The sequence below is a fragment of the Bradyrhizobium sediminis genome (genome assembly GCF_018736085.1).
GTDB lineage: Bacteria > Pseudomonadota > Alphaproteobacteria > Rhizobiales > Xanthobacteraceae > Bradyrhizobium > Bradyrhizobium sediminis.
On sequence record NZ_CP076134.1, the window covers coordinates 4,176,393 to 4,196,117 of the forward strand.

21 protein-coding genes and 2 pseudogenes are annotated in these 19,725 nt (G+C 64.9%); 13 read left to right on the forward strand and 10 right to left on the reverse strand.

Annotation, left to right across the window (positions count from 1 at the left end; translation table 11 throughout):
- The first annotated feature begins 49 nt into the window (after window positions 1-49).
- From KMZ29_RS20020 to KMZ29_RS20030, 3 genes are read left to right on the forward strand one after another with little or no spacing between them, the layout of a single operon-like run.
- Window positions 50-601, forward strand: coding sequence for a nucleoside 2-deoxyribosyltransferase (locus tag KMZ29_RS20020; RefSeq protein ID WP_215620845.1), 552 nt, complete (start codon window positions 50-52; stop codon window positions 599-601).
- A 50-nt stretch (window positions 602-651) separates the two neighbouring features.
- Window positions 652-1,359, forward strand: coding sequence for a TlyA family RNA methyltransferase (locus KMZ29_RS20025; protein ID WP_215624341.1), 708 nt, complete (start codon window positions 652-654; stop codon window positions 1,357-1,359).
- A complete protein-coding gene (locus tag KMZ29_RS20030) occupies window positions 1,352-2,590 on the forward strand; it encodes a class I SAM-dependent RNA methyltransferase (RefSeq protein ID WP_215620846.1) in 1,239 nt (412 codons plus the stop codon). The genes KMZ29_RS20025 and KMZ29_RS20030 overlap by 8 nt, the downstream gene beginning before the upstream one ends.
- 17 nt (window positions 2,591-2,607) lie before the next feature.
- On the opposite strand, the gene KMZ29_RS20035 is transcribed toward KMZ29_RS20030, so the two are convergent.
- The gene (locus KMZ29_RS20035; RefSeq protein WP_215620847.1) at window positions 2,608-3,459 is read right to left on the reverse strand and encodes a DUF1194 domain-containing protein; all 852 of its coding nucleotides are present in this window, start codon (window positions 3,457-3,459) and stop codon (window positions 2,608-2,610) included.
- 325 nt (window positions 3,460-3,784) lie between these two features.
- Between KMZ29_RS20035 and clpS the strand changes: the two genes are divergently transcribed.
- Window positions 3,785-4,090 carry an ATP-dependent Clp protease adapter ClpS gene (clpS, locus tag KMZ29_RS20040; RefSeq protein ID WP_215620848.1) on the forward strand — a complete coding sequence of 102 codons (306 nt, stop codon included), beginning with the start codon at window positions 3,785-3,787 and terminating at the stop codon, window positions 4,088-4,090.
- Window positions 4,091-4,169: 79 nt separating this feature from the next.
- Here the strand turns inward: clpS and KMZ29_RS20045 are convergent.
- Window positions 4,170-4,822, reverse strand: a pseudogene (locus tag KMZ29_RS20045) (adenylate/guanylate cyclase domain-containing protein).
- A gap of 213 nt (window positions 4,823-5,035) precedes the next feature.
- On the opposite strand from KMZ29_RS20045, the gene KMZ29_RS20050 reads away from it, so the two are divergent.
- Window positions 5,036-5,314 (forward strand): hypothetical protein, encoded by a 279-nt coding sequence (locus tag KMZ29_RS20050; RefSeq protein WP_215620849.1) that lies wholly within the window; start codon window positions 5,036-5,038, stop codon window positions 5,312-5,314.
- A 131-nt stretch (window positions 5,315-5,445) separates the two neighbouring features.
- A pseudogene (locus tag KMZ29_RS27035) lies at window positions 5,446-5,544 on the forward strand (VapC toxin family PIN domain ribonuclease); the annotation flags it as partial.
- Here the strand turns inward: KMZ29_RS27035 and aroC are convergent.
- The 3 genes from aroC to fabI form a co-directional block, all read right to left on the reverse strand.
- Window positions 5,541-6,629, reverse strand: coding sequence for a chorismate synthase (gene aroC / locus KMZ29_RS20055; RefSeq protein ID WP_215620850.1), 1,089 nt, complete (start codon window positions 6,627-6,629; stop codon window positions 5,541-5,543). The pseudogene KMZ29_RS27035 and the gene aroC overlap by 4 nt on opposite strands.
- Before the next feature lie 168 nt (window positions 6,630-6,797).
- The gene (locus KMZ29_RS20060; RefSeq protein WP_215620851.1) at window positions 6,798-7,397 is read right to left on the reverse strand and encodes a histidine phosphatase family protein; all 600 of its coding nucleotides are present in this window, start codon (window positions 7,395-7,397) and stop codon (window positions 6,798-6,800) included.
- Window positions 7,398-7,410: 13 nt separating this feature from the next.
- Window positions 7,411-8,253: an enoyl-ACP reductase FabI gene (gene fabI, locus KMZ29_RS20065; RefSeq protein WP_215620852.1), complete on the reverse strand. Its 843-nt coding sequence runs from the start codon at window positions 8,251-8,253 to the stop codon at window positions 7,411-7,413.
- 198 nt (window positions 8,254-8,451) lie between these two features.
- Here fabI and KMZ29_RS20070 point away from each other — a divergent pair, with 198 nt between their 5' ends.
- Both KMZ29_RS20070 and KMZ29_RS20075 read left to right on the forward strand, forming a co-directional pair.
- Window positions 8,452-8,940, forward strand: coding sequence for an RNA polymerase sigma factor (locus KMZ29_RS20070; RefSeq protein ID WP_215603004.1), 489 nt, complete (start codon window positions 8,452-8,454; stop codon window positions 8,938-8,940).
- Window positions 8,941-9,007: 67 nt separating this feature from the next.
- Window positions 9,008-9,778 (forward strand): anti-sigma factor family protein, encoded by a 771-nt coding sequence (locus KMZ29_RS20075; RefSeq protein WP_215620853.1) that lies wholly within the window; start codon window positions 9,008-9,010, stop codon window positions 9,776-9,778.
- Between the two features lie 217 nt (window positions 9,779-9,995).
- Here KMZ29_RS20075 and KMZ29_RS20080 read toward each other — a convergent pair whose 3' ends face one another.
- Together KMZ29_RS20080 and KMZ29_RS20085 are read right to left on the reverse strand one after the other, a co-directional pair.
- Window positions 9,996-10,949 (reverse strand): DnaJ C-terminal domain-containing protein, encoded by a 954-nt coding sequence (locus KMZ29_RS20080; RefSeq protein WP_215620854.1) that lies wholly within the window; start codon window positions 10,947-10,949, stop codon window positions 9,996-9,998.
- 199 nt (window positions 10,950-11,148) lie between these two features.
- Window positions 11,149-11,550, reverse strand: a complete 402-nt coding sequence (locus KMZ29_RS20085) for an RT0821/Lpp0805 family surface protein (RefSeq protein WP_215603007.1) — start codon at window positions 11,548-11,550, stop codon at window positions 11,149-11,151.
- A gap of 123 nt (window positions 11,551-11,673) precedes the next feature.
- Here KMZ29_RS20085 and pdxH point away from each other — a divergent pair, with 123 nt between their 5' ends.
- The gene (pdxH, locus tag KMZ29_RS20090) at window positions 11,674-12,315 is read left to right on the forward strand and encodes a pyridoxamine 5'-phosphate oxidase (RefSeq protein WP_215620855.1); all 642 of its coding nucleotides are present in this window, start codon (window positions 11,674-11,676) and stop codon (window positions 12,313-12,315) included.
- A 23-nt stretch (window positions 12,316-12,338) separates the two neighbouring features.
- Window positions 12,339-13,094 carry an SDR family NAD(P)-dependent oxidoreductase gene (locus KMZ29_RS20095; RefSeq protein ID WP_215603009.1) on the forward strand — a complete coding sequence of 252 codons (756 nt, stop codon included), beginning with the start codon at window positions 12,339-12,341 and terminating at the stop codon, window positions 13,092-13,094.
- 88 nt (window positions 13,095-13,182) lie between these two features.
- On the opposite strand, the gene KMZ29_RS20100 is transcribed toward KMZ29_RS20095, so the two are convergent.
- The gene (locus KMZ29_RS20100) at window positions 13,183-13,410 is read right to left on the reverse strand and encodes a hypothetical protein (protein ID WP_215620856.1); all 228 of its coding nucleotides are present in this window, start codon (window positions 13,408-13,410) and stop codon (window positions 13,183-13,185) included.
- A 161-nt stretch (window positions 13,411-13,571) separates the two neighbouring features.
- Window positions 13,572-14,552 (reverse strand): magnesium transporter CorA family protein, encoded by a 981-nt coding sequence (locus KMZ29_RS20105; RefSeq protein ID WP_215620857.1) that lies wholly within the window; start codon window positions 14,550-14,552, stop codon window positions 13,572-13,574.
- Between the two features lie 354 nt (window positions 14,553-14,906).
- On the opposite strand from KMZ29_RS20105, the gene KMZ29_RS20110 reads away from it, so the two are divergent.
- Both KMZ29_RS20110 and KMZ29_RS20115 read left to right on the forward strand, forming a co-directional pair.
- Window positions 14,907-15,587, forward strand: a complete 681-nt coding sequence (locus KMZ29_RS20110) for a L,D-transpeptidase (protein ID WP_215620858.1) — start codon at window positions 14,907-14,909, stop codon at window positions 15,585-15,587.
- Window positions 15,588-15,905: 318 nt separating this feature from the next.
- Window positions 15,906-16,589, forward strand: coding sequence for a L,D-transpeptidase (locus KMZ29_RS20115; RefSeq protein WP_215620859.1), 684 nt, complete (start codon window positions 15,906-15,908; stop codon window positions 16,587-16,589).
- Between the two features lie 251 nt (window positions 16,590-16,840).
- Here KMZ29_RS20115 and KMZ29_RS20120 read toward each other — a convergent pair whose 3' ends face one another.
- Complete coding sequence (locus tag KMZ29_RS20120; protein WP_215620860.1) at window positions 16,841-17,833, reverse strand: extensin family protein; 993 nt, start codon at window positions 17,831-17,833, stop codon at window positions 16,841-16,843.
- Between the two features lie 148 nt (window positions 17,834-17,981).
- On the opposite strand from KMZ29_RS20120, the gene KMZ29_RS20125 reads away from it, so the two are divergent.
- Window positions 17,982-19,610, forward strand: a complete 1,629-nt coding sequence (locus KMZ29_RS20125) for a fatty-acid--CoA ligase (protein ID WP_215620861.1) — start codon at window positions 17,982-17,984, stop codon at window positions 19,608-19,610.
- Window positions 19,611-19,725: the final 115 nt, after the last annotated feature.

The window sequence follows — 19,725 nt, forward strand, 5'->3', positions numbered from 1 at the left end:
GCGACGCTGCGCGTCTCGAACCACGAGGCCATCCGCTGCTTCAATCGAAATGAAGATTTACCTCGCCGGTCCCGACGTTTTTCTGCCCGACGCCCTTGATATCGGACGGCGCAAGGCGGAAGTTTGCGCGCGCCATGGCCTGACCGGACTCTATCCGCTGGATAACGCGGTCGACGTGACGGCAGGCGATGCCTCGCTCAATATCTTCAAAGGCAACCAGGCCATGATGATCGAGGCCGACGCCGTTATCGCCAACCTCACGCCGTTCCGCGGGCCGGGCGCGGATGCCGGCACCGTCTACGAGCTCGGCTACATGGCGGGGCGCGGCAAGCTCTGTCTGGGTTACTCCAATCATCCCTCGCCCTACGCCGACCGCGTCCGCGAATTCACCGGCGTGAATTTGCGCGATGGACGCCTGATCGATCGGCACGGCCTGACCGTCGAGGATTTTGGGCTGACCGACAATCTGATGATGATCCATGCGCTCGATCTGTACGGCTGCGCGCTGGTGACGCCACGGCAGGCGCCCGCAGACCTCTGGCGCGATCTCACCGCATTCGAGGCTTGCGTGCGCATGGCGGCCGAGCGGGCATCGAGTTGACCGTGGCCAAGCGCGACCGCAGCCTTCCCCCTGCCCGCAAGCGCGCCGACATGCTGCTGGTCGAGCGCGGCCTGTTCGAGAGCCGGGCGCGGGCGCAGGCCGCAATCGAAGCCGGCCTCGTCACCGCCAACGACAAGCAGGTCGCCAAACCGTCCGAAACCATTCCGGCCGACGCCGTGATAAAGGCGCAGCCCGCGCATCCCTTCGTCTCGCGCGGCGGCGTCAAGCTGGCGGGCGCGCTGGAACAATATCCGATCGAAATCGAGGATCACGTCTGCCTCGACGTCGGAGCATCGACCGGCGGATTCACCGAGGTGCTCCTCGCCAACGGCGCCAGCCTGGTGTTCTCGATCGATGTCGGCCACGGCCAGCTGCATCCTTCGCTGCACGGCCATCCCAGAATCGTCTCCATGGAAGAGACCGACATTCGCAATTTTGAAGGCAAGCGCCTGCCGGCGCGGCCGGACATCGTCGTCATCGATGTCAGCTTCATTTCCTTGAAGGCCGTGCTGCCGGTGGCGCTGTCGCTGGCGGCCGCGCCGATGCATCTGCTGGCATTGATCAAGCCGCAATTCGAGGCGCCGCGAAAACATTCCAAGCGCGGCATCATCCGTGACGCCACGGTGCACAAGCAAGTCTGCGACGACATCGCGGCGTTTGCCGCCTCGCTCGGTTGCACCGATATCCAGGTATTTCCGTCATCGATCGCAGGCGGCGACGGCAACATCGAATTCTTCATCGGCGCGCGCCGTGGTTGAGCATCTCACCATCGACCACGTCGGCCATCACGGCGACGGCGTCGCCGTCGTCGGCGGGCGTTCGATCTATGTGCCGTATGCGCTTCCCGGCGAGACGATCGAGGTGGCGCCGGTGCCGGCCCATCCCGATCGCCGCCGCCTGCTGCAGGTCAACGTCGCGAGCCCGGACCGGATCACGCCATTCTGTCCGCATTTTTCCATCTGCGGCGGCTGCGCGGTCCAGCACTGGCAGGGCGAACGCTACCGCGCCTGGAAGCGCGACATGGTGGTCGAGACGCTGGCGCGCACCAGGCTCGACTGCGAGGTGGATCCGCTGATCGACGCCCATGGCCTCGGCCGCCGGCGGATCACCCTGCACGCCCGGATGGGCACGCACGAGGTGCTCAGGGTGGGCTACACCGCGGCAGGTTCGCACGACGTCATTCCGATCGACCACTGCCCGATTCTAGATCCCGGCCTGAGCGGCGCGCTCGATGCGGCGTGGGCCTTGGCCGAGCCACTGATCGCGGTCGGAAAACCGCTCGACATCCAGATCACCATGACCGACGGCGGCCTCGACGTCGACGTGCGCGGCTCCGGGCCGCTGCCGCCGACCATGATCGCCACGCTGTCGCGCCTGGCCGAGCAACATCGGCTGGCCCGGCTGACGCGCCACGGCGAGCTGGTGCTGATGCGCACCCCGCCGACGATCGCGATCGGGTCCGCACGGGTCACTTTGCCGCCGGGTTCGTTCCTGCAGGCCACCGTTGCCGGCGAGGAAACGCTGGCGGCGCTGGTATCGGAACGCTGCAAACGCGCCAAACATATCGCCGACCTGTTTTGCGGGGTCGGGCCCTTCGCGCTGAGGCTGGCGGCGAAGTCCCGGGTTGCGGCCTTCGACAGCGATGCCGGCGCGGTCACGGCGCTGCAGAAGGCGGCGACCTCGACGCCCGGCCTCAAACCGGTCAAGGCCGAGGCGCGCGACCTGTTCAGGCGGCCGCTGATGCCGCCGGAATTGCGCGACTACGACGCGGTCGTATTCGATCCGCCGCGGCAGGGCGCCGAGGCGCAAGCCAAGCAGCTTGCCGCCAGCAAGATTCCGGTCGTGGTCGCAGTGTCCTGCAACGTCGCGACCTTCGCCCGCGACGCCCGGATCCTGGTCGATGGCGGTTACAAGATGCAGAGCGTAACGCCGGTCGACCAGTTCCGCCACACATCGCATATCGAGCTGGTGGCGAAGTTCACACGCTGAAGTTCACGCGCTAGAAATCACCTTCCCCACCTGTCCTGCCAGATCTTCTCGCCGATCATGCAGTTGACCCGAGGCTCCTTCGAAACCACCGGGACGATCCGGCGCTCGGGCGTGCGGCCGGCGACCTCGAGCACGAGCTTGGTCCGGATCGCCTCCTTGAACTTGTCGCGCTCCTTGATCGTCACCACGAATGAACCCGGGCCGCCGATCACGCAGTCCTCGTAATAGAAATCGAGGTGGTCGATATCCATCGTCGAATAAGACGGCTCCTTCACCATGATCGGCAGGCCGTTGATGATAATCCCCTTCTCCAGCGCGGCATCCCGCGCGGCCGTGACCGGCGAGCCGTTGTTGTTGGGGCCGTCGCCGGAAATATCGATCACGCGCCTCAGGCCCCGATGCGGGTTCTCTTCGAACAGCGGCATCGCGAAATTGATCGCGCCCGAGATCGAGGTGCGCGAGGCCCGGCGGATCGGCGTCTTCATGATCTCGTTGGCGACGGCATCCGCCGTCTCCGGGCCGTCGATCACCCGCCAGGGAATGATGATCTTCTGGTCGCCCGAGGCCGCCCATTCGAAATAGGCCACCGCGATCTTGCCGTTCGGGCCGGTCTTCAGCGCCTGCAGAAATTCCCTGGAGACGATGGCTTGCGCGTAACCCTCGCGTTGAAGCGCAAGCTCGTCCATATCCATCGAATAGGAAACATCGACCGCAAGGATCAGTTCGACATCGACGGACGGATCGGCGTCCTTGCTGGCGAGTTGATGGCCGAGCTGGTTGCCGGGGTTCGGCGCGGCGATCCCCGCGACGTCGCCTCCGGCCATGGCGCCTGCGACAAGTACCGCCCCGATCGAGACACACCAGCGCATCGGCTGTCCTCCCGTCGTATGACGAGATCGTGACACGCAAATCGGCCTCCGAAAAGCGGGAACATCGGTTATCCCTACACAATCAGGTTAGTCGGCGTCCGCCGCCGCAAGCGACCCGGATCGAACGAATCCGGCGCGCTGTTCCTGTCGCCGGACGTGGACGAGCCCGAGCTGAAACTGTCCGACGATGCCCGGTTCCAGGACGGACCGGGAGCCTGTAAACTGATCGAGACGGCCGCGGGCCGCGGCGATCCATGACACCGCGCCTTTCGGAATGCCGCGCCAACTGGTCGCCGCGCACGGCGCCGTCGGGAGGCCTGCCGGAATGATCGACGCCGTCACCAAGCCGAAAACCAAGGTCAAGACCAGGACCGAACGGCCGCGCCTGCACAAGGTCATCCTGGTCAACGACGACTACACGCCCCGCGAATTCGTCGTCACCGTCCTGAAGGCGGAATTCCACATGACCGAGGACCAGGCGCACAAGGTGATGATCACGGCGCACCGGCGCGGCGTATGCGTGGTCGCCGTGTTCACCAGGGACGTCGCCGAAACCAAGGCGACGCGCGCCACCGACGCCGGCCGCGCCAAGGGCTACCCGCTGCTGTTCACCACCGAGCCGGAGGAATAGCGATGGGACTCGCACGGCATTCGGAAACCGCCTTGTCTTCAATTTTGCGGACCGCTCCATCCGGGCCACAGGTGGTTCTCTAATTCTGCGCCGTCTCGTCCACCAGCCCGTAGACCCGCTCGGCCCTGGAAAACCCCGCGATCGGGAACTCGCCGAGATCGGCCCAGCTGCCGGCGCAGATGCCTGCAAATCCGGCCGACGCCACCACGGTGCGGCCGAGCCGGCCTGCGATCTTTTCCAGCCTTGCTGCCAGATTGACGGCGGGACCGATGCAGGTGAAGTCGATCCGGTTGCCGCCGCCGATATTGCCGTAAAGAATTCGCCCGACATGCAGCGCGACGCCGAAGCGGAAGCGCTCGACGGCCTCGCCGGCCGGGTATTGCATCGCCTCGACGCTGGCGCGGGATTCGCGGGCGGCTTCCAGCACGCTTCCGCAGACCTGGTGGACGTCGCCGACATATTCGTCGATCGGAAACACTGCGAGCAGCCCGTCGCCCATGAACTTCAGCACTTCGCCGCCGTGGCCTCGACCTCGGCGCCGGGCCGCCAGATGAAGTTGCGGCCGAAGATATCGGGATGCAGCGTGCGGACGAATACGCCGACGCGCCACAGCGGCAGGCCCGCCTGCACCAGCCGCTCGCAGGTTTCCGCCATCATATGGCTCGGGCTCGCCGCGGACCTCGCGCCGTCGATCAGCCAGTCGGTAATCTTCTGCAGTTCCGATGCGCTCATGAGAAGTCCATTTGCGGCGCAAGTCTTGGGAACGTCAAGGCAACACAACGATAGGCTGTCTTTATGACGAGAGCCTGCCTTGCCGCGCCGGCTGACCGCCGCAAGAAACGGCCGCCGCGACCACCTTTCTGCCGGCTCCGACCTTGAACCCGATCGCGCCAGACGGCGACGAACGGGTTCCAGCGACAAGTTGGCGTCACGAGGAACATTTTCATGTTGAAGAATTTGACGTTGCTTGCCGCCGCTGCATCGATCGGCGCCGCGCTGATCGCGCCGACGGCGGCATCGGCCAGAATGGGCGGCTTCAGCGGCCACAGCCTGTCGACCGCAAACCACATCGGCAGCACAACCGTCCGCGCCGCCCGCATCGATGCGCCGCGCATCGAAGTGCATCCGCGCATCACCCCGAGCCCACCCGTGAAGAAATTGCTGTACTGCAAGATCACCAAAGGCAGCCAGCCACACAACGGCTGCACGCCGTGGAATTCGTGAGAGTCTGACCAGAGATACGGCCAATGGAATGGGCATTTTATCGAAGTCGTCATGCCCGGCCTTGTGCCGCGCATCCACGTCTTGGCCGCACTCAAGGAAAGACGCGGATGGCCGGGACGAAGCCCGGCCACTGGGCAACGGCGCAGGCACACGCGATGCTTCTGGTCACGCGAAATACTAAGGACTTCACAGCCGGAGATCCTGGCGTCCGCATGCCCTACCGGCTCTAACCGCCCACCTGCCCGCGATGCCTTAGAAAATGATCCGCCAGCACGCAGGCCATCATGGCTTCGCCGACCGGCACTGCGCGGATTCCCACACATGGGTCATGGCGGCCCTTGGTCAGGATGTCGGTGTCGGCGCCGCTGCGATCGACGGTGCGGCGCGGCGACAAAATCGACGAGGTCGGCTTCACCGCGAAGCGCGCCACCACCGGCTGGCCGGTGGAGATGCCGCCGAGGACGCCGCCGGCATGGTTGGACATGAAGCTGACGCCCTGGTTGCCCATCCGCATCTCGTCGGCGTTTTCCTCGCCGGACAGTTCGGCAGCACCAAAACCGGCGCCGATCTCGACGCCCTTCACCGCGTTGATGCTCATCAGCGCCGCCGCCAGATCGGAATCGAGCTTGGCGTAGATCGGCGCGCCGAGCCCGGCCGGCACGCCTTCGGCGACCACCTCGATGACGGCGCCGATCGACGAGCCGCTCTTGCGGATGCCGTCGAGATAACCCTCGAAGAACGCGGCCTTGTCCTTGTCCGGGCAGAAGAACGGATTGCGCGCGATCTCTTCCCAGTCCCATTTGTCGCGGTCGATCCTGTGCGGGCCCATCTGCACCAGCGCGCCGCGCACGGTCACGCCGGGCAAAATCTTGCGGGCAATGGCGCCAGCGGCGACGCGGGTCGCGGTCTCGCGCGCGGAAGAACGCCCGCCGCCGCGATAATCGCGCAGGCCGTATTTCGCCTCATAGGTGAAGTCGGCGTGGCCGGGGCGGAATTTGTCCTTGATCTCGGAATAGTCCTTCGAGCGCTGGTCGGTGTTCTCGATCAACAGCGCGATCGGCGTGCCGGTCGTCACCTGCACGCCGGTCTCCGGATGCGCCATCACGCCGGACAGGATCTTCACCGCGTCCGCCTCCTGGCGCTGGGTGGTGAAGCGCGACTGGCCGGGGCGGCGGCGGTCGAGATCCTGCTGGATGTCCTCGTTGGTCAGCGGCAACAGCGGCGGGCAGCCGTCGACCACGCAGCCGATCGCAATCCCGTGGCTCTCGCCGAAGGTCGTGACCCGGAACAGGTAGCCGAAGGTGTTGAAGGACATTTTCGTACAATCCGCAGCTGTGCGGATTGTCGTAACGCGCGGGGTTCGAGGGGTCAAATCTCTCGTTCGTCATGCCCGGCCTTGTGCCGGGCATCCACGTCTTTCTTCCTGGAAAGCAAGGCAAGACGTGGATGGCCGGGACGAGCCCGGCCATGACGGTGAGCGCCCTTAACCATACTTCTGCAGCCCGCCGTCGCTGAACACGTAGACCACGCCCTGGCCGATCGGGATTTCCGAGGCCTCCGACGGCGTCGAAATGCCGAGTGCGACCATCAGCGCGCGCATGGTGCCGCCATGGGCGACCGTGACGGTGTCGCCGGCAAGCGAGTCGAACCACTCGCGCATGCGCAAGGTGACGCTGGCGTAGCTCTCGCCCGCAGGCGCGGCGACGCCCCATTTGTCTTCGCGGCGGGCGGCAAAGGTCGCGGCGTCGTGCTGCGCCATCTCGGGCAGCGTCAGGCCTTCCCACTGGCCATAGCCGATCTCGCGCAGCCTGATGTCGACGGCGTAATCATGATGCGGCAGCTCCATGGCGCCGCGCACCAGCTCCATGGTCATGCGGGCGCGGCCGAGCGGGCTTGCCACGAACGGCAGCGCGGACGCTTGGTGGCCGTTCTGCGCCAAGAGATCGGCGAGGATGCCGCCGGCGGCGACCGCCTGGGTGCGGCCGAGGTCGTTGAGCGGGATATCCCGCGAGCCCTGGAAACGGCCTGCCACATTCCATGCGGTCTCGCCGTGGCGGATGTAGTAGATGACAGGCACGGACATCGAAGGCTTGCGGCTAATCCTTGCTCAGCGAATTGCTCAGCGAGATATCCGGCGCATCCGGACGCTTCATGCCGACGACGTGGTAGCCGGAATCGACGTGATGCACTTCGCCGGTGACGCCGCGCGACATGTCCGAGAGCAGATAGAGCGCGCTGTCGCCGACTTCCTCGATCGAGACGGTGCGGCGCAGCGGCGCGTTGTACTCGTTCCACTTCAGGATGTAGCGGAAATCGCCGATACCCGACGCCGCCAGCGTCTTGATCGGTCCGGCCGAAATCGCGTTGACACGGATGTTCTTCTCGCCGAGATCGGCGGCGAGATAGCGCACGCTCGCTTCCAGCGCGGCTTTCGCAACCCCCATCACGTTGTAATGCGGCATCCACTTCTCGGCGCCGTAATAGGTCAGCGTCACGATCGAGCCGCCGTCGACCAGGAGCTTTTCGGCGCGCTGGGCGATCGCGGTCAACGAGTAGCAGCTGATCAGCATGGTCTTGGAAAAATTGTCGGCGGTGGTTTCGAGATAGCGGCCGTCGAGCTGGTCCTTGTCGGAAAAGGCGATGGCATGCACCACGAAGTCGATCTTGCCCCATTTCTCCGCGAGCACCGCGAATACCGCGTCGATGGTCGAGGGATCGGTGACGTCGCAGTGACCGAGCAGGATACCGCCGAGCTCCTTGGCCAGCGGCTCGACCCGCTTCTTCAGCGCGTCGCCCTGCCAGGTCAGCGCGATCTCGGCGCCCGCCGCCCGGCAGGCCTTGGCGATGCCCCAGGCGATCGAACGGTTATTGGCGACGCCCAGCACCACGCCGCGCTTGCCTTGCATGAGTCCCTGCATCAGACCTGAATTTTGCGACATCTGGGGTTTCCAATCGAGCTTTCCCGGGGGTTTGGAGGTACACCAGCCCTCCCGGCCGGTACAGCCCAAATTCACCCCGGTTCGGGCCGTCGGCGCGCCGCCTTGACAGCCGGAATAGTCCCGTCATCCGGGTGTTATGTTGTGGTAGGCGTTCGCGTTGATCCGGATGCCGGCCGCAGCAACCCGAGACCGATGTCGATGAGCGCATTTCGTCAGAGTGTCGAAGCCATGATTCCGGCCCTGCGCCGCTATGCGCGCGCGCTGGCGCGCGATGCCGATGTCGCCGACGACCTGGTGCAGGACACGCTGGTGCGGGCCCTGCGTTCGGAGCGGCTGTTTCTCGGCGGCGACGTCAGGAGCTGGCTCTACACCATCCTGACCAACCTCAACAAGAACCGGCGGCGGTCGCTGGCGCGGCGGCCGCAATTCGTGCCGCTGCTCGACAACAATCCCGACGCCAGCGGCACCGAGGCCGAAGGCCGCGACATCGCCCGCGCGCTCGCCACGCTGGTCGAGGAGCAGCGCTCGGTGCTGCTTTTGGTGATGCTGGAGGGATTGAGCTATCGCGAGGTCGCCGACATCCAGGGCGTGCCGATCGGCACCGTGATGTCGCGGCTTGCCCGCGCCCGCGCCCATGTCAAGGCCGCGCTCGAGGGCGAGCGGCCGGCGCTGCGGCGGGTGAAATGATGGCGACCCCCATGCGTGAGATTTCCAGAGAAGCCGCGAACCTTTCGCTCCAGAAGAGACAACGACCATGACCGAGCCGAACATTCCCGTCACCGAAGACGAACTGCACGCCTTCGTCGACAACGAACTGCCGCCGGAGCGGCGCGGCGATGTCGAGGCATGGCTCGCGGCGCACCCCGACGATGCCGAGCGCGTGCAATCGTGGCGGGCGATGGCCGAGGCGCTGCATGCGCGCTACGACGCGGTTGCCGACGAGCCGGTGCCGAAGCGGCTCGAGATCGAACGGCTGGTGCAACAGCCGCGCAAATGGATGTACGGCGCGATCGCCGCCACGCTGGTGGCGTTCATCGCCGGCGGCGGCACCGGCTGGCTGGCGCGTGGCGTGGCCGCTTCGCCGTCTGCGTTCCAGAGTTTCACGGTGGATGCGCTGGACGCGCACCGGCTCTACGTCGTCGAGGTACGTCATCCGGTCGAGGTGCCCGGCAGCGAACGCACGCATCTGCAGGCCTGGCTGACCAAGCGCTGCGGCTGGGACGTCCGCGCGCCGGAGCTGGACGCCACCGGGTTGAAACTGGTCGGCGGCAGGCTGCTGCCCGGCCCGACGGGACCAGCGTCGTTCCTGATGTATGAGAGCGCCTCGGGCGAGCGCTTCACGATCTACACCGCCAAGGCCGACGCCGAAACGACGCAGATGCGTTATGCCAGGCAGGATAATGACGGCGCGCTGTTCTGGGCCGACCGCGGCGTGGCCTATGTGGTCAGCGGCAGCAGCGACCGCGAACGCCTGACGCAGGTGGCGCGGATGGTCTACGACCAGAACGAGAAGAGCGGCGGGTAAATTACTGCGGGTAGACTTGGCGTCCCAATTCCGACACCGAAAATCTGGAATCAAGTCATCGCCACGTCTCAAAAACGCACCGGGTGATCACGCGAAATTGAGGTGCGCTCGATCCGCCGATCGACCGCGAAGTCGGCCTCGACTGGGGTTTTTGTACCGCGCTGGTCCCCCGGTCGAGGCCGCACCTTTTTTCAAAGGCGATATATTTTTCCAAACGCTACAGGTCGCTGCGCGGATTGTACGGATGTGCGTCGCGCCACTTCTGCATCAACGTCTCGAGTTCGGAATCGTTCCCGTCCGGCAGCATGATGCGGGTGGTGACGAACAGGTCGCCGGTCGCGCCGGCGGCCGGCTTCGGCAGTCCCTTGCCCTTGAGGCGAAACGTTCTCCCGCTCGAGGTGTTCTTCGGTATCGACAATTCGACCGCGCTGCCCAGCGTCGGCACGCGGACCTTGCCGCCGAGCACCGCTTCATAAAGCGTGATCGGCAGATCGACCCGCAGGTCGCTGCCGTCGACCTTGAAGAAGGCGTGCGGCGCAATGCTGACCGTGATCAGGAGATCGCCGGGCCGGTGGCCGTGCGCGGTCTCGCCCTGCCCCTTGAGCCGGATCTGCTGGCCGGCGGTGACGCCGGCGGGAATCTTGACGTTGAGTTCCTTGCCGGTCGGCAGCCGGACGCGCTTTTCCACGCCCTTGACCGCCTCTTCCAAGGACACCGTCATGGCGACGGAAAGATCGAGATCGAGCCCGATGCCGCCGGTTTCGAACTCGAAGCCGCCGCCCGGCCGCGCGCCGCGCCCGGCACCGCCGAACATGCTGTTGAGGATGTCCTCAAAGCCGCCGCTGCCACCGCTGCGGAAGGTGTGGGTCTCGAAGCCGCCGGGCCCGGCACGGCCGCGCGGGTCACCGCCCCCGGGAAAGCCGCCACCTTGAAAGCCTTGGAAGCGCGGCTTGCCCTCGGCGTCGATCTCGCCGCGGTCGAACTGCTTGCGCTTGGTCTCGTCGCCGATGATCTCGTTGGCCGAGTTCAGCTCGGCAAAGCGCGCCGCGGATTTCGGATCGTTCTTGTTGGCGTCGGGGTGATGCTTCTTGGCGAGCTTGCGATAGGCACTCTTGATCGCCGCAGCGCTGGCGCCCCGCGGCACCCCCAAGACCTCATAGGGGTCGCGCATCCGTCACGTCTCCTCTAAAGCGTTTTCGAGCGAAGTGGATACCGGTTCGCATGAAGAAAACGCGTCCAAACAAAAGACTAGAGCCCGATTCTGATGCAATCAGAACCGAAAGGCTCCAGGGAAACCAGATCATCGATTCCGGGCGATTGGCCCGCTTCAAGCTTCATCTGGGGTGGCCGTTGCATTTCTGCAACGGGATTCAGCCCCGTGTCCACGGCTTTAGCGTATGAATCTCCCATCGGCCATGGCCGGCCTTGCAGGCGGCGCCCTGCAGCCAGCTTTCGGAGCGGCCGTTGACGTAGCTCGCCAGGAAATCCCGGCAGGTGCGTCCCTCGGAGGAATAGGCCTGGGCCAGCGGCGTCACCGAGCCCCGCGCGCCGGTCTCGGGATTTTCCCAGGGCTGGCTGGAATCCTTGTCGCCCTTGGTCAGCACGTCGGAGGCGGCATTGCGGGTGAAGGCGAGGTCGCTCTCGGTCGGCACCGGGGGCTTGGCGGGGCCGATCGAGCCGGTCACCTCATTGTCGTCCATCTTGGCGAAGGCGCCGTCGCCGCGGGACAGGCTGCAGCCACCCGAGCCGATGCCGATTAGAATCGCTGTCATCACCGCGCCCACGGGGCGGATCGCCGATAGGCCAATGCGTTCCCATGTCCTATATAGGGCGAGCCTACACCGGGACTGCAACGCGCTCTCGGACGCGGGCGGACGCAACTCGGAACTCCTGGCATGACCGACACGACCTCCATCAAACACCCGACACCGTTAACATCAGGTGATTTCACCGCGGCGGAGGAGCCGTTCGCGCTGTTCGGCGACTGGTTCGCGGAAGCCGTGAAGGCCGAGCCGAACGATCCCAACGCGATGGCGCTGGCGACCGTCGACGCCGACGGGCTGCCCGACGTGCGGATGGTGCTGATGAAAGGCTACGATGCCGACGGTTTTGTCTTCTACAGCCACATCGCCAGTCAAAAAGGCCGCGAACTCGCCGCAAATCCTAAGGCGGCTTTACTTTTTCACTGGAAGTCGCTGCGCCGGCAGGTCCGCATCCGCGGCAAGGTGTCGCCGGTGACGGAAGCGGAAGCCGACGCCTATTTCGCGACCCGGCCGAGGCAGGCCCAGATCGGCGCCTGGGCCAGCAAGCAGTCGCAGCCGCTGGAAAGCCGCTTTGCCTTCGAGCAGGCGATCGCCAAGGTGGCGGCCAGGCACCTCGTCGGCGAGGTGCCGCGCCCGCCGGGCTGGAGCGGCTGGCGCATCGAGCCGGCGCGGTTCGAATTCTGGCACGACCGGCCGTTCCGGCTGCACGATCGCATCGAATTCGACCGCGCGGCGCCAGGCCAGCCATGGTCCAAGACGCGGCTTTATCCGTGAATTCCAGAGTCTGAAGGACCTCCATGGCCAGTTCGACCAACCACGGCCCGCGGCGCACGCTGCTCCTGACCGGCGCCAGCCGCGGCATCGGGCACGCCACCGTGATCCGCTTTTCCTCAGCCGGCTGGCGCGTCATCACCTGCTCGCGGCATCCGTTCCCCGAAGATTGCCCGTGGGATGCGGGACCCGAGGATCACATCCAGGTCGACCTCGCCGACCACGACGACACCACGCGGGCGATTTCGGAAATCCGCCAACGGCTGGAAGGCGGAGAGCTGCACGCGCTGGTCAACAACGCCGCGATTTCGCCCAAGGCCGCGGGCGGCGCCCGGCTCGGCTCGATCGATACCGACATCGAGACCTGGAGCCACGTATTCAGGGTCAATTTCTTCGCCCCGATCATGATGGCGCGCGGGCTGATCGAGGAACTGAAGGCCGTCAAGGGCTCGGTGGTGAACGTCACCTCGATCGCCGGCTCCCGCGTGCATCCGTTCGCGGGCGCCGCCTATGCGACCTCGAAGGCGGCGCTGGCCTCGCTGACGCGCGAGATGGCGTCGGATTTCGGCCGCCACGGCGTCCGCGTCAATTCGATCGCGCCGGGCGAAATCGACACCTCGATCCTGTCGCCGGGCACCGAGAAGATCGTCGAGCAGCAGATCCCGCTGCGCCGGCTCGGCACACCGGACGAGGTGGCGAAGATCATCTACGTGCTGTGCACGGAAACGTCGTCCTATGTGAACGGCGCCGAGATCCACATCAACGGCGGCCAGCACGTGTAGGGCTCCGGCCTCATCCCCGCGCGAGCGCAGTTGCGCTCGCGCGGGGATGAGGGGTCGGTGGGCGCGGCTGCTCGGTATCGCAGCCCTATCAAATCAATCCGCGCAAAATTTGCGCGGCCTGCCAGCGCAGGCTGGCGTCCTCGACGTTGAAGGCGCTGGAGCATTCATCCTCGCGCTCCCCCTCCGCCAGCGCCGCGCCGCAATAGCGGCAGAGCCGCGCCGAGATCGCCGGCGCCTTGCCCGCGGCGTTGCGGCCAATCCGATAGCGCGCGAAATTCACGACGTTGGGGGGTGACGTTATGACTTTCTCAACCATGGCTGTCCTCGCGGCTTGTGACAGCGTTATTGCAGAAAGCTCTCGCGCAAACGTTCAGCGCAACGCTCAAATTTTAGCGGAGCAAATGAGGCGGGTTCCCTGGTTTTCCGCAAGTGCATGAAAGGCAAGGAAGACGGGCGGACGCCTTAATACCTCGGTGACTACAGCCACTTCTTCCATTTGAAAAAGAAGTACGGCCCGACCGCGGCGAGCAGCATCATGGCCAGCGCCATCGGGTAGCCGTGGACCCATTCCAGCTCCGGCATCATCTTGAAATTCATGCCGTAGACCGAGGCAATCAGGGTCGGCGGCATCAAGACCACCGCCATCACCGAGAACAGCTTGATGATGTTGTTCTGCTCGAGATTGACGACGCCGAGCATGGCATCGAGCACGAAGGTTATCTTGTTGGAGAGGTAGCTGGCATGATCGGTCAGCGAGGTGACGTCGCGCTGCATGGTCTTGAGCTGCTCGCGCATGTCCTTCGACCATTTGACGCCTTCGGTCGCGGCGGCGACGAAGGTCACCACCCGCCCGATCGAGACCAGGCTCTCGCGCACCTTGGAGGTCAAATCGCCCTTGCGGCCGATCGCGATCAGGATGTCGGAATAGCGCTTGGCCTGGCCGGTGCGCGCTCCCCCCTGGGGCTCGAAAACATCGTGGCTGATCGAGTCCATGTCGCCGCCGGCGCGCTCCAGAATGTCGGCATTGCGGTCGATCACGGCGTCCAGCAACTCCATCAGCACTATTTCGCCGGTGATCCCGCCCGGACAGGAACGCGCCAGCTTGTTTTCCACCAGCAGGAACGGCCTCGGCTCGTCATAGCGCACGGTCACGAGAAGATGGTTGGCGAGGATGAAGGTCACCGCCGTGGTACGGGGATTATCGGTGTCGGCCGCGCACATCAGCGTGGCCGTCATGTAGCGCGCGCCGTTCTCGATATAGAGCCGGCTGGAAATCTCGATTTCCTGCATATCCTCCCGGGTCGGCACCGCGATCCCGGCCAGCCGCTCCACCGCCCTGTCCTCCGCCTCGCTCGGCTTCACGAGGTCGATCCAGACCGCGTTCTCAGGCAGCGTCGTGACGTCGGCAGCCGCGACTTTTTTCAGCGAGGATTCGGCAGGAACGAACACCGAGAACATGAGCAACTCCGGAACCGGGCCGCGAGGGCCTGTTTTGGCCCCCACTTTCTATGAGTACCCAACAGGACTTAACTCGATTCTAGCAAGCGCTTCATGACGGGCGGATAACCGCATTTGCGGCGACGGGGTGGCGGCACCGTGGCGAGGATTTGGCAACGGGGCGCCCCTGCCCAAAATTCAGCCGGAAAACGGAAAAGTTGCGGCAAGAAAGACACAGCCCACGCGCTGCAGCGCGGAACAGGCATCCAAGCGCTGGGAATTATGGACGATTTCGCCGATACTGCCCTGAATGGAATCGTGGCGTTTGGGCCGCAATGTTGGCGTTCGGGCGCGAGACTTCGATTGGAACTGCAGATGTCGTCGCTAAGGGCAAAATTGGGAATCCTGGCCGCCGGCCTGATGCTGTCTGGCTGCATGCAGGCCACGACCTACCAGGCCGCCCCGGAGGCCACCCTCAAGCCTGCGGACAAGACCCAACTGGCCAAGGCACGCTACGAGAAGGTCGCGGTCGCCGAGCCGTTCCGCCGCGCCATCGTCGATTACCACCGCCGCGAGCAGCCGGGCTCGATCGTGGTCGATTCCGACAACCACTATCTTTATCTGGTGCAGGACGGCGGCAAGGCGATCCGGTACGGCATCACCGTGGGCGAGGAAGCGCTGGCCTTCTCCGGCATTGCGCGCGTCGGCAACATGGCGGAATGGCCGAAATGGACTCCTACCGCTGACATCCACAAGCGCATCGAAGGCCTGCCCGCGTCGGTGCCCGGCGGCGTCGACAATCCGCTCGGAGCCCGCGCGCTCTATTTGTACCAGGGCAACCGTGACACGCTGTTCCGGATTCATGGCACCAACCAGCCGGAATATATCGGCGCATCGATTTCCTCCGGCTGCATTCGCATGACCAACGAGGACGTCATCGACCTCTACAGCCGGGTCAAGCAAGGCACCATCGTGGTGGTGCTGGACCCGAAGCAGGGCGACTCGCCGCAAAATTCGAAGATGGCGCTGCAGGGCGGCGGCAATAGCGCCTTCTGATCCACCGATCACCTTCAAGCACTGAGCAAGCGCCGGTTTTGCCGGCGCTTTCCTGTTGACGGCGCAGTCCTGGGGTTCCGGCCCGGCTGGCGCGATCGGTCAGCGGCGGGATGACGGCGCCAAGCGGCGACCGTCCGGCGCCAGCCGCCCCTGCAAGATTTGCGGCAGAAAAGACACATCCAGCCTGCCGCAGCGCCGAACAGCCATGTAAATGCTGGAATTATGGTCGATTTCGGCGATAATGCATTTAATGGATTTGTGGCGTTTCAGGCGCAATGTTGGCGCGCGCGATCGCGAGACCTTCGATTGGAACTGCAGATGTCGTCGCTAAGGGCAAAATTGGGGATCCTGGCCGCCGGCCTGATGCTGTCCGGCTGCATGCAGGCCACGACCTACCAGGCCGCCCCGGAGGCCACCCTCAAGCCTGCGGACAAGGCCCAGCTGGCCAAGGCGCGTTACGCCAAGGGGGCGGTCGCCGAGCCGTTCCGCCGCGCCATCGTCGATTACCACCGCCGCGAGCAACCGGGCTCCATCGTGGTCGATTCCGACAACCACTATCTTTACCTGGTGCAGGACGGCGGCAAGGCGATCCGGTACGGCATCACCGTGGGCGAGGAAGCGCTGGCCTTCTCAGGCATTGCGCGCGTCGGCAACATGGCGGAATGGCCGAAATGGACTCCCACCGCTGACATCCACAAGCGCATCGAAGGCCTGCCCGCGTCGGTGCCCGGCGGCGTCGACAATCCGCTCGGAGCCCGCGCACTCTATCTGTACCAGGGCAACCGCGACACGCTGTTCCGGATTCACGGCACCAACCAGCCGGAATATATCGGCGCATCGATTTCCTCAGGCTGCATTCGCATGACCAACGAGGACGTCATCGACCTCTACAGCCGGGTCAAGCAAGGCACCATCGTGGTGGTGCTGGCTCCGAAGCAGGGCGACTCGCCGTACAATTCGAAGATGGCGCTGCAGGGCGGGGGCCAGGCCACGACGCATTAATCGCCCCGTCCATGGCAATACCGAAAGCGCCGGTTCTAGAGCCCCGTTCCGATTGAATCGGAACGGGGCTCCGTCTTTTTGTCTTGACGCGTTTTCTTCACGCGAACCGGTATCCACTTCGCTTGAAAACGCTCTATCGGCGCTTTCTTGTTGGCGGCTTTCTTGGCGAATAGGGAGTGGCGAATAGCGAGTAGAGAATAGTTAGACTCAAAGCAACGTTGGCCGAACCTTCTTTCCCCATTCACTATTCACTACTCGCTATTCGCCCTCCCTTCGCGCGGCGGAGCTTCCTCCGGCCGTTCGGCCGGCAGCAGCGGAGCCACCTGCGGCAGCGGATCCCACACGTTCCACTGGCAGATCCTGTAATTGTTGTTTCGCGCCGCGAGGTCGAGATGGATGTGGTCCTCGTGGTACCAGTCCGAGCCCGGCCCCAGCACGGTGGCGAACCGCGTGCAGACCGAACGCAGCACGTTCTCGCGCAGCTCCCGCGGCACCGTGCGATCGGTCAGCGAGATCGATTGGCCATTGGCCAATTTCAGGGAGCGCACGTCGAGCGCGTTGGCGCGGCCGTGCTCCGACAGCCTGGCGCCAACCACGCGGTTGCGGCCGCGGCACTCGAAGGAGTCGAAATTGTCGAGATCGCTGACCGTGCTGCCGAGGCTGGCCGCCAGCGGCGCCATGTCGGTGCGGATCCAGTCGGCGATCGCCGACGCCATGGGGCAGCGCAGGATCGCCGCGGGCTTCACGGTGACCTTGCGCTTGTCCGGCAGCACCACGGCCTCCAGCCGCACCAGGTCTTCGCCGCCGCAGCCACCGGCGCCGTTGATGTCGGGGATGCTGGGGGCGATCGCGATCGCCTCCGTCAGCGCCAGCCGGCAGGCCGAGGGCGGCGGCGGCGCCGGTGGTTCGGCGGCCTTGTCGGGGCCGGCGGACGCCGGCTTGTCGGCCGCGGGCTGTTCGGGCCCGGGCTTGTCGGTATCTACCTTGTTGGAATCCCTGGGCGCCTCGGCCGGGCGCGGCCGCGGCAGCGGGACGGCGCCGGGGAGCATGGCTCCGCGCAGCTTCGGCTTGCCCTGCCCGAACAGGTCGCCCCATGGGTCCTGCCCGGCCTTGCGGGCCGCCGCCGGCTCGACTGGCGCGCCGAGCAGCAGCAGGACCGCGGCAACGGTAACCATTGCCGCTTCCTTGCCACCAAAGACGCCATAAGGCCATTTGCGGCTTGATTTCTCCGCGCTACAGTTCATGAGAACCCATAGCGCGACCAGCAAACCTGGGAACCGGTTTTGCGTCCGATCGCGCGGTAAAATATGAAGAGCGCAGCAACTTATCGCCAAGCCGCCCGTATCCGGGCAGGTCTCGGGCGAGACAATAACGATCAGGAGGGACGTTCGTATGCTCGGATTGATGCAAGATTGGCCTTTGCTTTGTCACCGGATTATCGAGCATGCGGCGAAGTATCACGGCACACAGGAAGTCGTAACGCGGTCGGTCGAAGGCCCCATTCATCGGACCAATTACGCCGAAATTCATGCCCGTGCGCTGAAAGTCTCGCAACGGCTGGAACACGACGGCATCAAGCTCGGCGACCGGGTCGCCACCATCGCATGGAACACCTGGCGCCATCTGGAAGCCTGGTACGGCATCATGGGCATCGGTGCGATCTGCCATACCGTCAATCCTCGGCTGTTCCCCGACCAGATCGCCTGGATCATCAACCACGCCCAGGACCGCGTGGTGATGACCGACATCACCTTCGTGCCGATCCTAGAAAAGATCGCGGGCCAGCTGCTGAGCGTCGAACGTTACGTCGTGCTGACCGATAAGGCGCACATGCCGCAGACCACGCTGAAGAACGCGGTCGCCTACGAAGACTGGATTGCGCAAGCCGACGGCAAGTTCGAGTGGAAGAATTTCGACGAAAACACCGCCGCCGCGATGTGCTACACTTCGGGCACCACAGGCGATCCCAAGGGCGTGCTGTATTCGCATCGTTCCAACGTGCTGCACGCACTGATGGCCAACAACGGCGACTCGCTGGGCGCCAACGCTGCCGACACCATGCTGCCGGTGGTTCCGCTGTTCCATGCCAACAGCTGGGGCATCGCATTCTCGGCGCCCTCGATGGGCACCAAGCTGGTGATGCCCGGCGCCAAGCTCGACGGCGCCTCGGTCTATGAGCTGCTGGATACCGAGAAGGTGACGCATACCGCCGGCGTTCCGACGGTGTGGCTGATGCTGCTCAACCATATGGCTGCAGGCGATCTCAAGCTGCCTCATCTGCGAATGGTGGTGTGCGGCGGATCGGCAATGCCGCGCACGATGATCAAGTCGTTCGTCGACATGGGCGTGAAGGTACGCCACGCCTGGGGCATGACCGAAATGAGCCCGATCGGCACGCTCGCCACGCTGAAGCCGCCGTTCGACAAACTCACCGGCGAGGAGCGGCTCGATATTCTGCAGACCCAGGGCTACCCGCCGTTCGGCGTCGAGATGAAGATCACCGACGACGCCGGCAAGGAACTGCCGTGGGACGGCAAGACCTTCGGACGGCTCAAGGTCTCCGGTCCCGCGGTGGCGAAAGCCTATTTCCGGCTCGACTCCAGCATCCTCGACGAGGAAGGCTATTTCGACACCGGCGACGTCGCCACCATCGACGCGCACGGCTACATGCGGATCACCGACCGTTCCAAGGACGTGATCAAGTCCGGCGGCGAGTGGATCTCGTCGATCGACCTCGAAAACCTCGCGGTCGGACATCCCGCGGTGGCGGAAGCCGCCGTGATCGGCGTCTATCACCCGAAATGGGATGAGCGTCCGCTGCTGATCGTGCAGCTCAAGCAGGGCCAGACCGCGACGCGCGAGGACATCCTGAAGTTCATGGACGGCAAGATCGCCAAATGGTGGATGCCGGATGACGTCGCCTTCGTCGACGGCATTCCGCACACGGCAACGGGCAAGATCCTGAAGACCGCGCTGCGCGACCAGTTCAAGAGCTACCGTTTCCCCAACGCCGCGGCGTAGGGGATCCTATTTCCTTCTCCCCCTGTGGGAGAAGGTGGCCGTAGGTGGCCTTTGGCCGCCGTCCTTCAGATGGACGCCGATGCTTTGCATCGGCTGTGCGCAGTCCGCGCCCGGA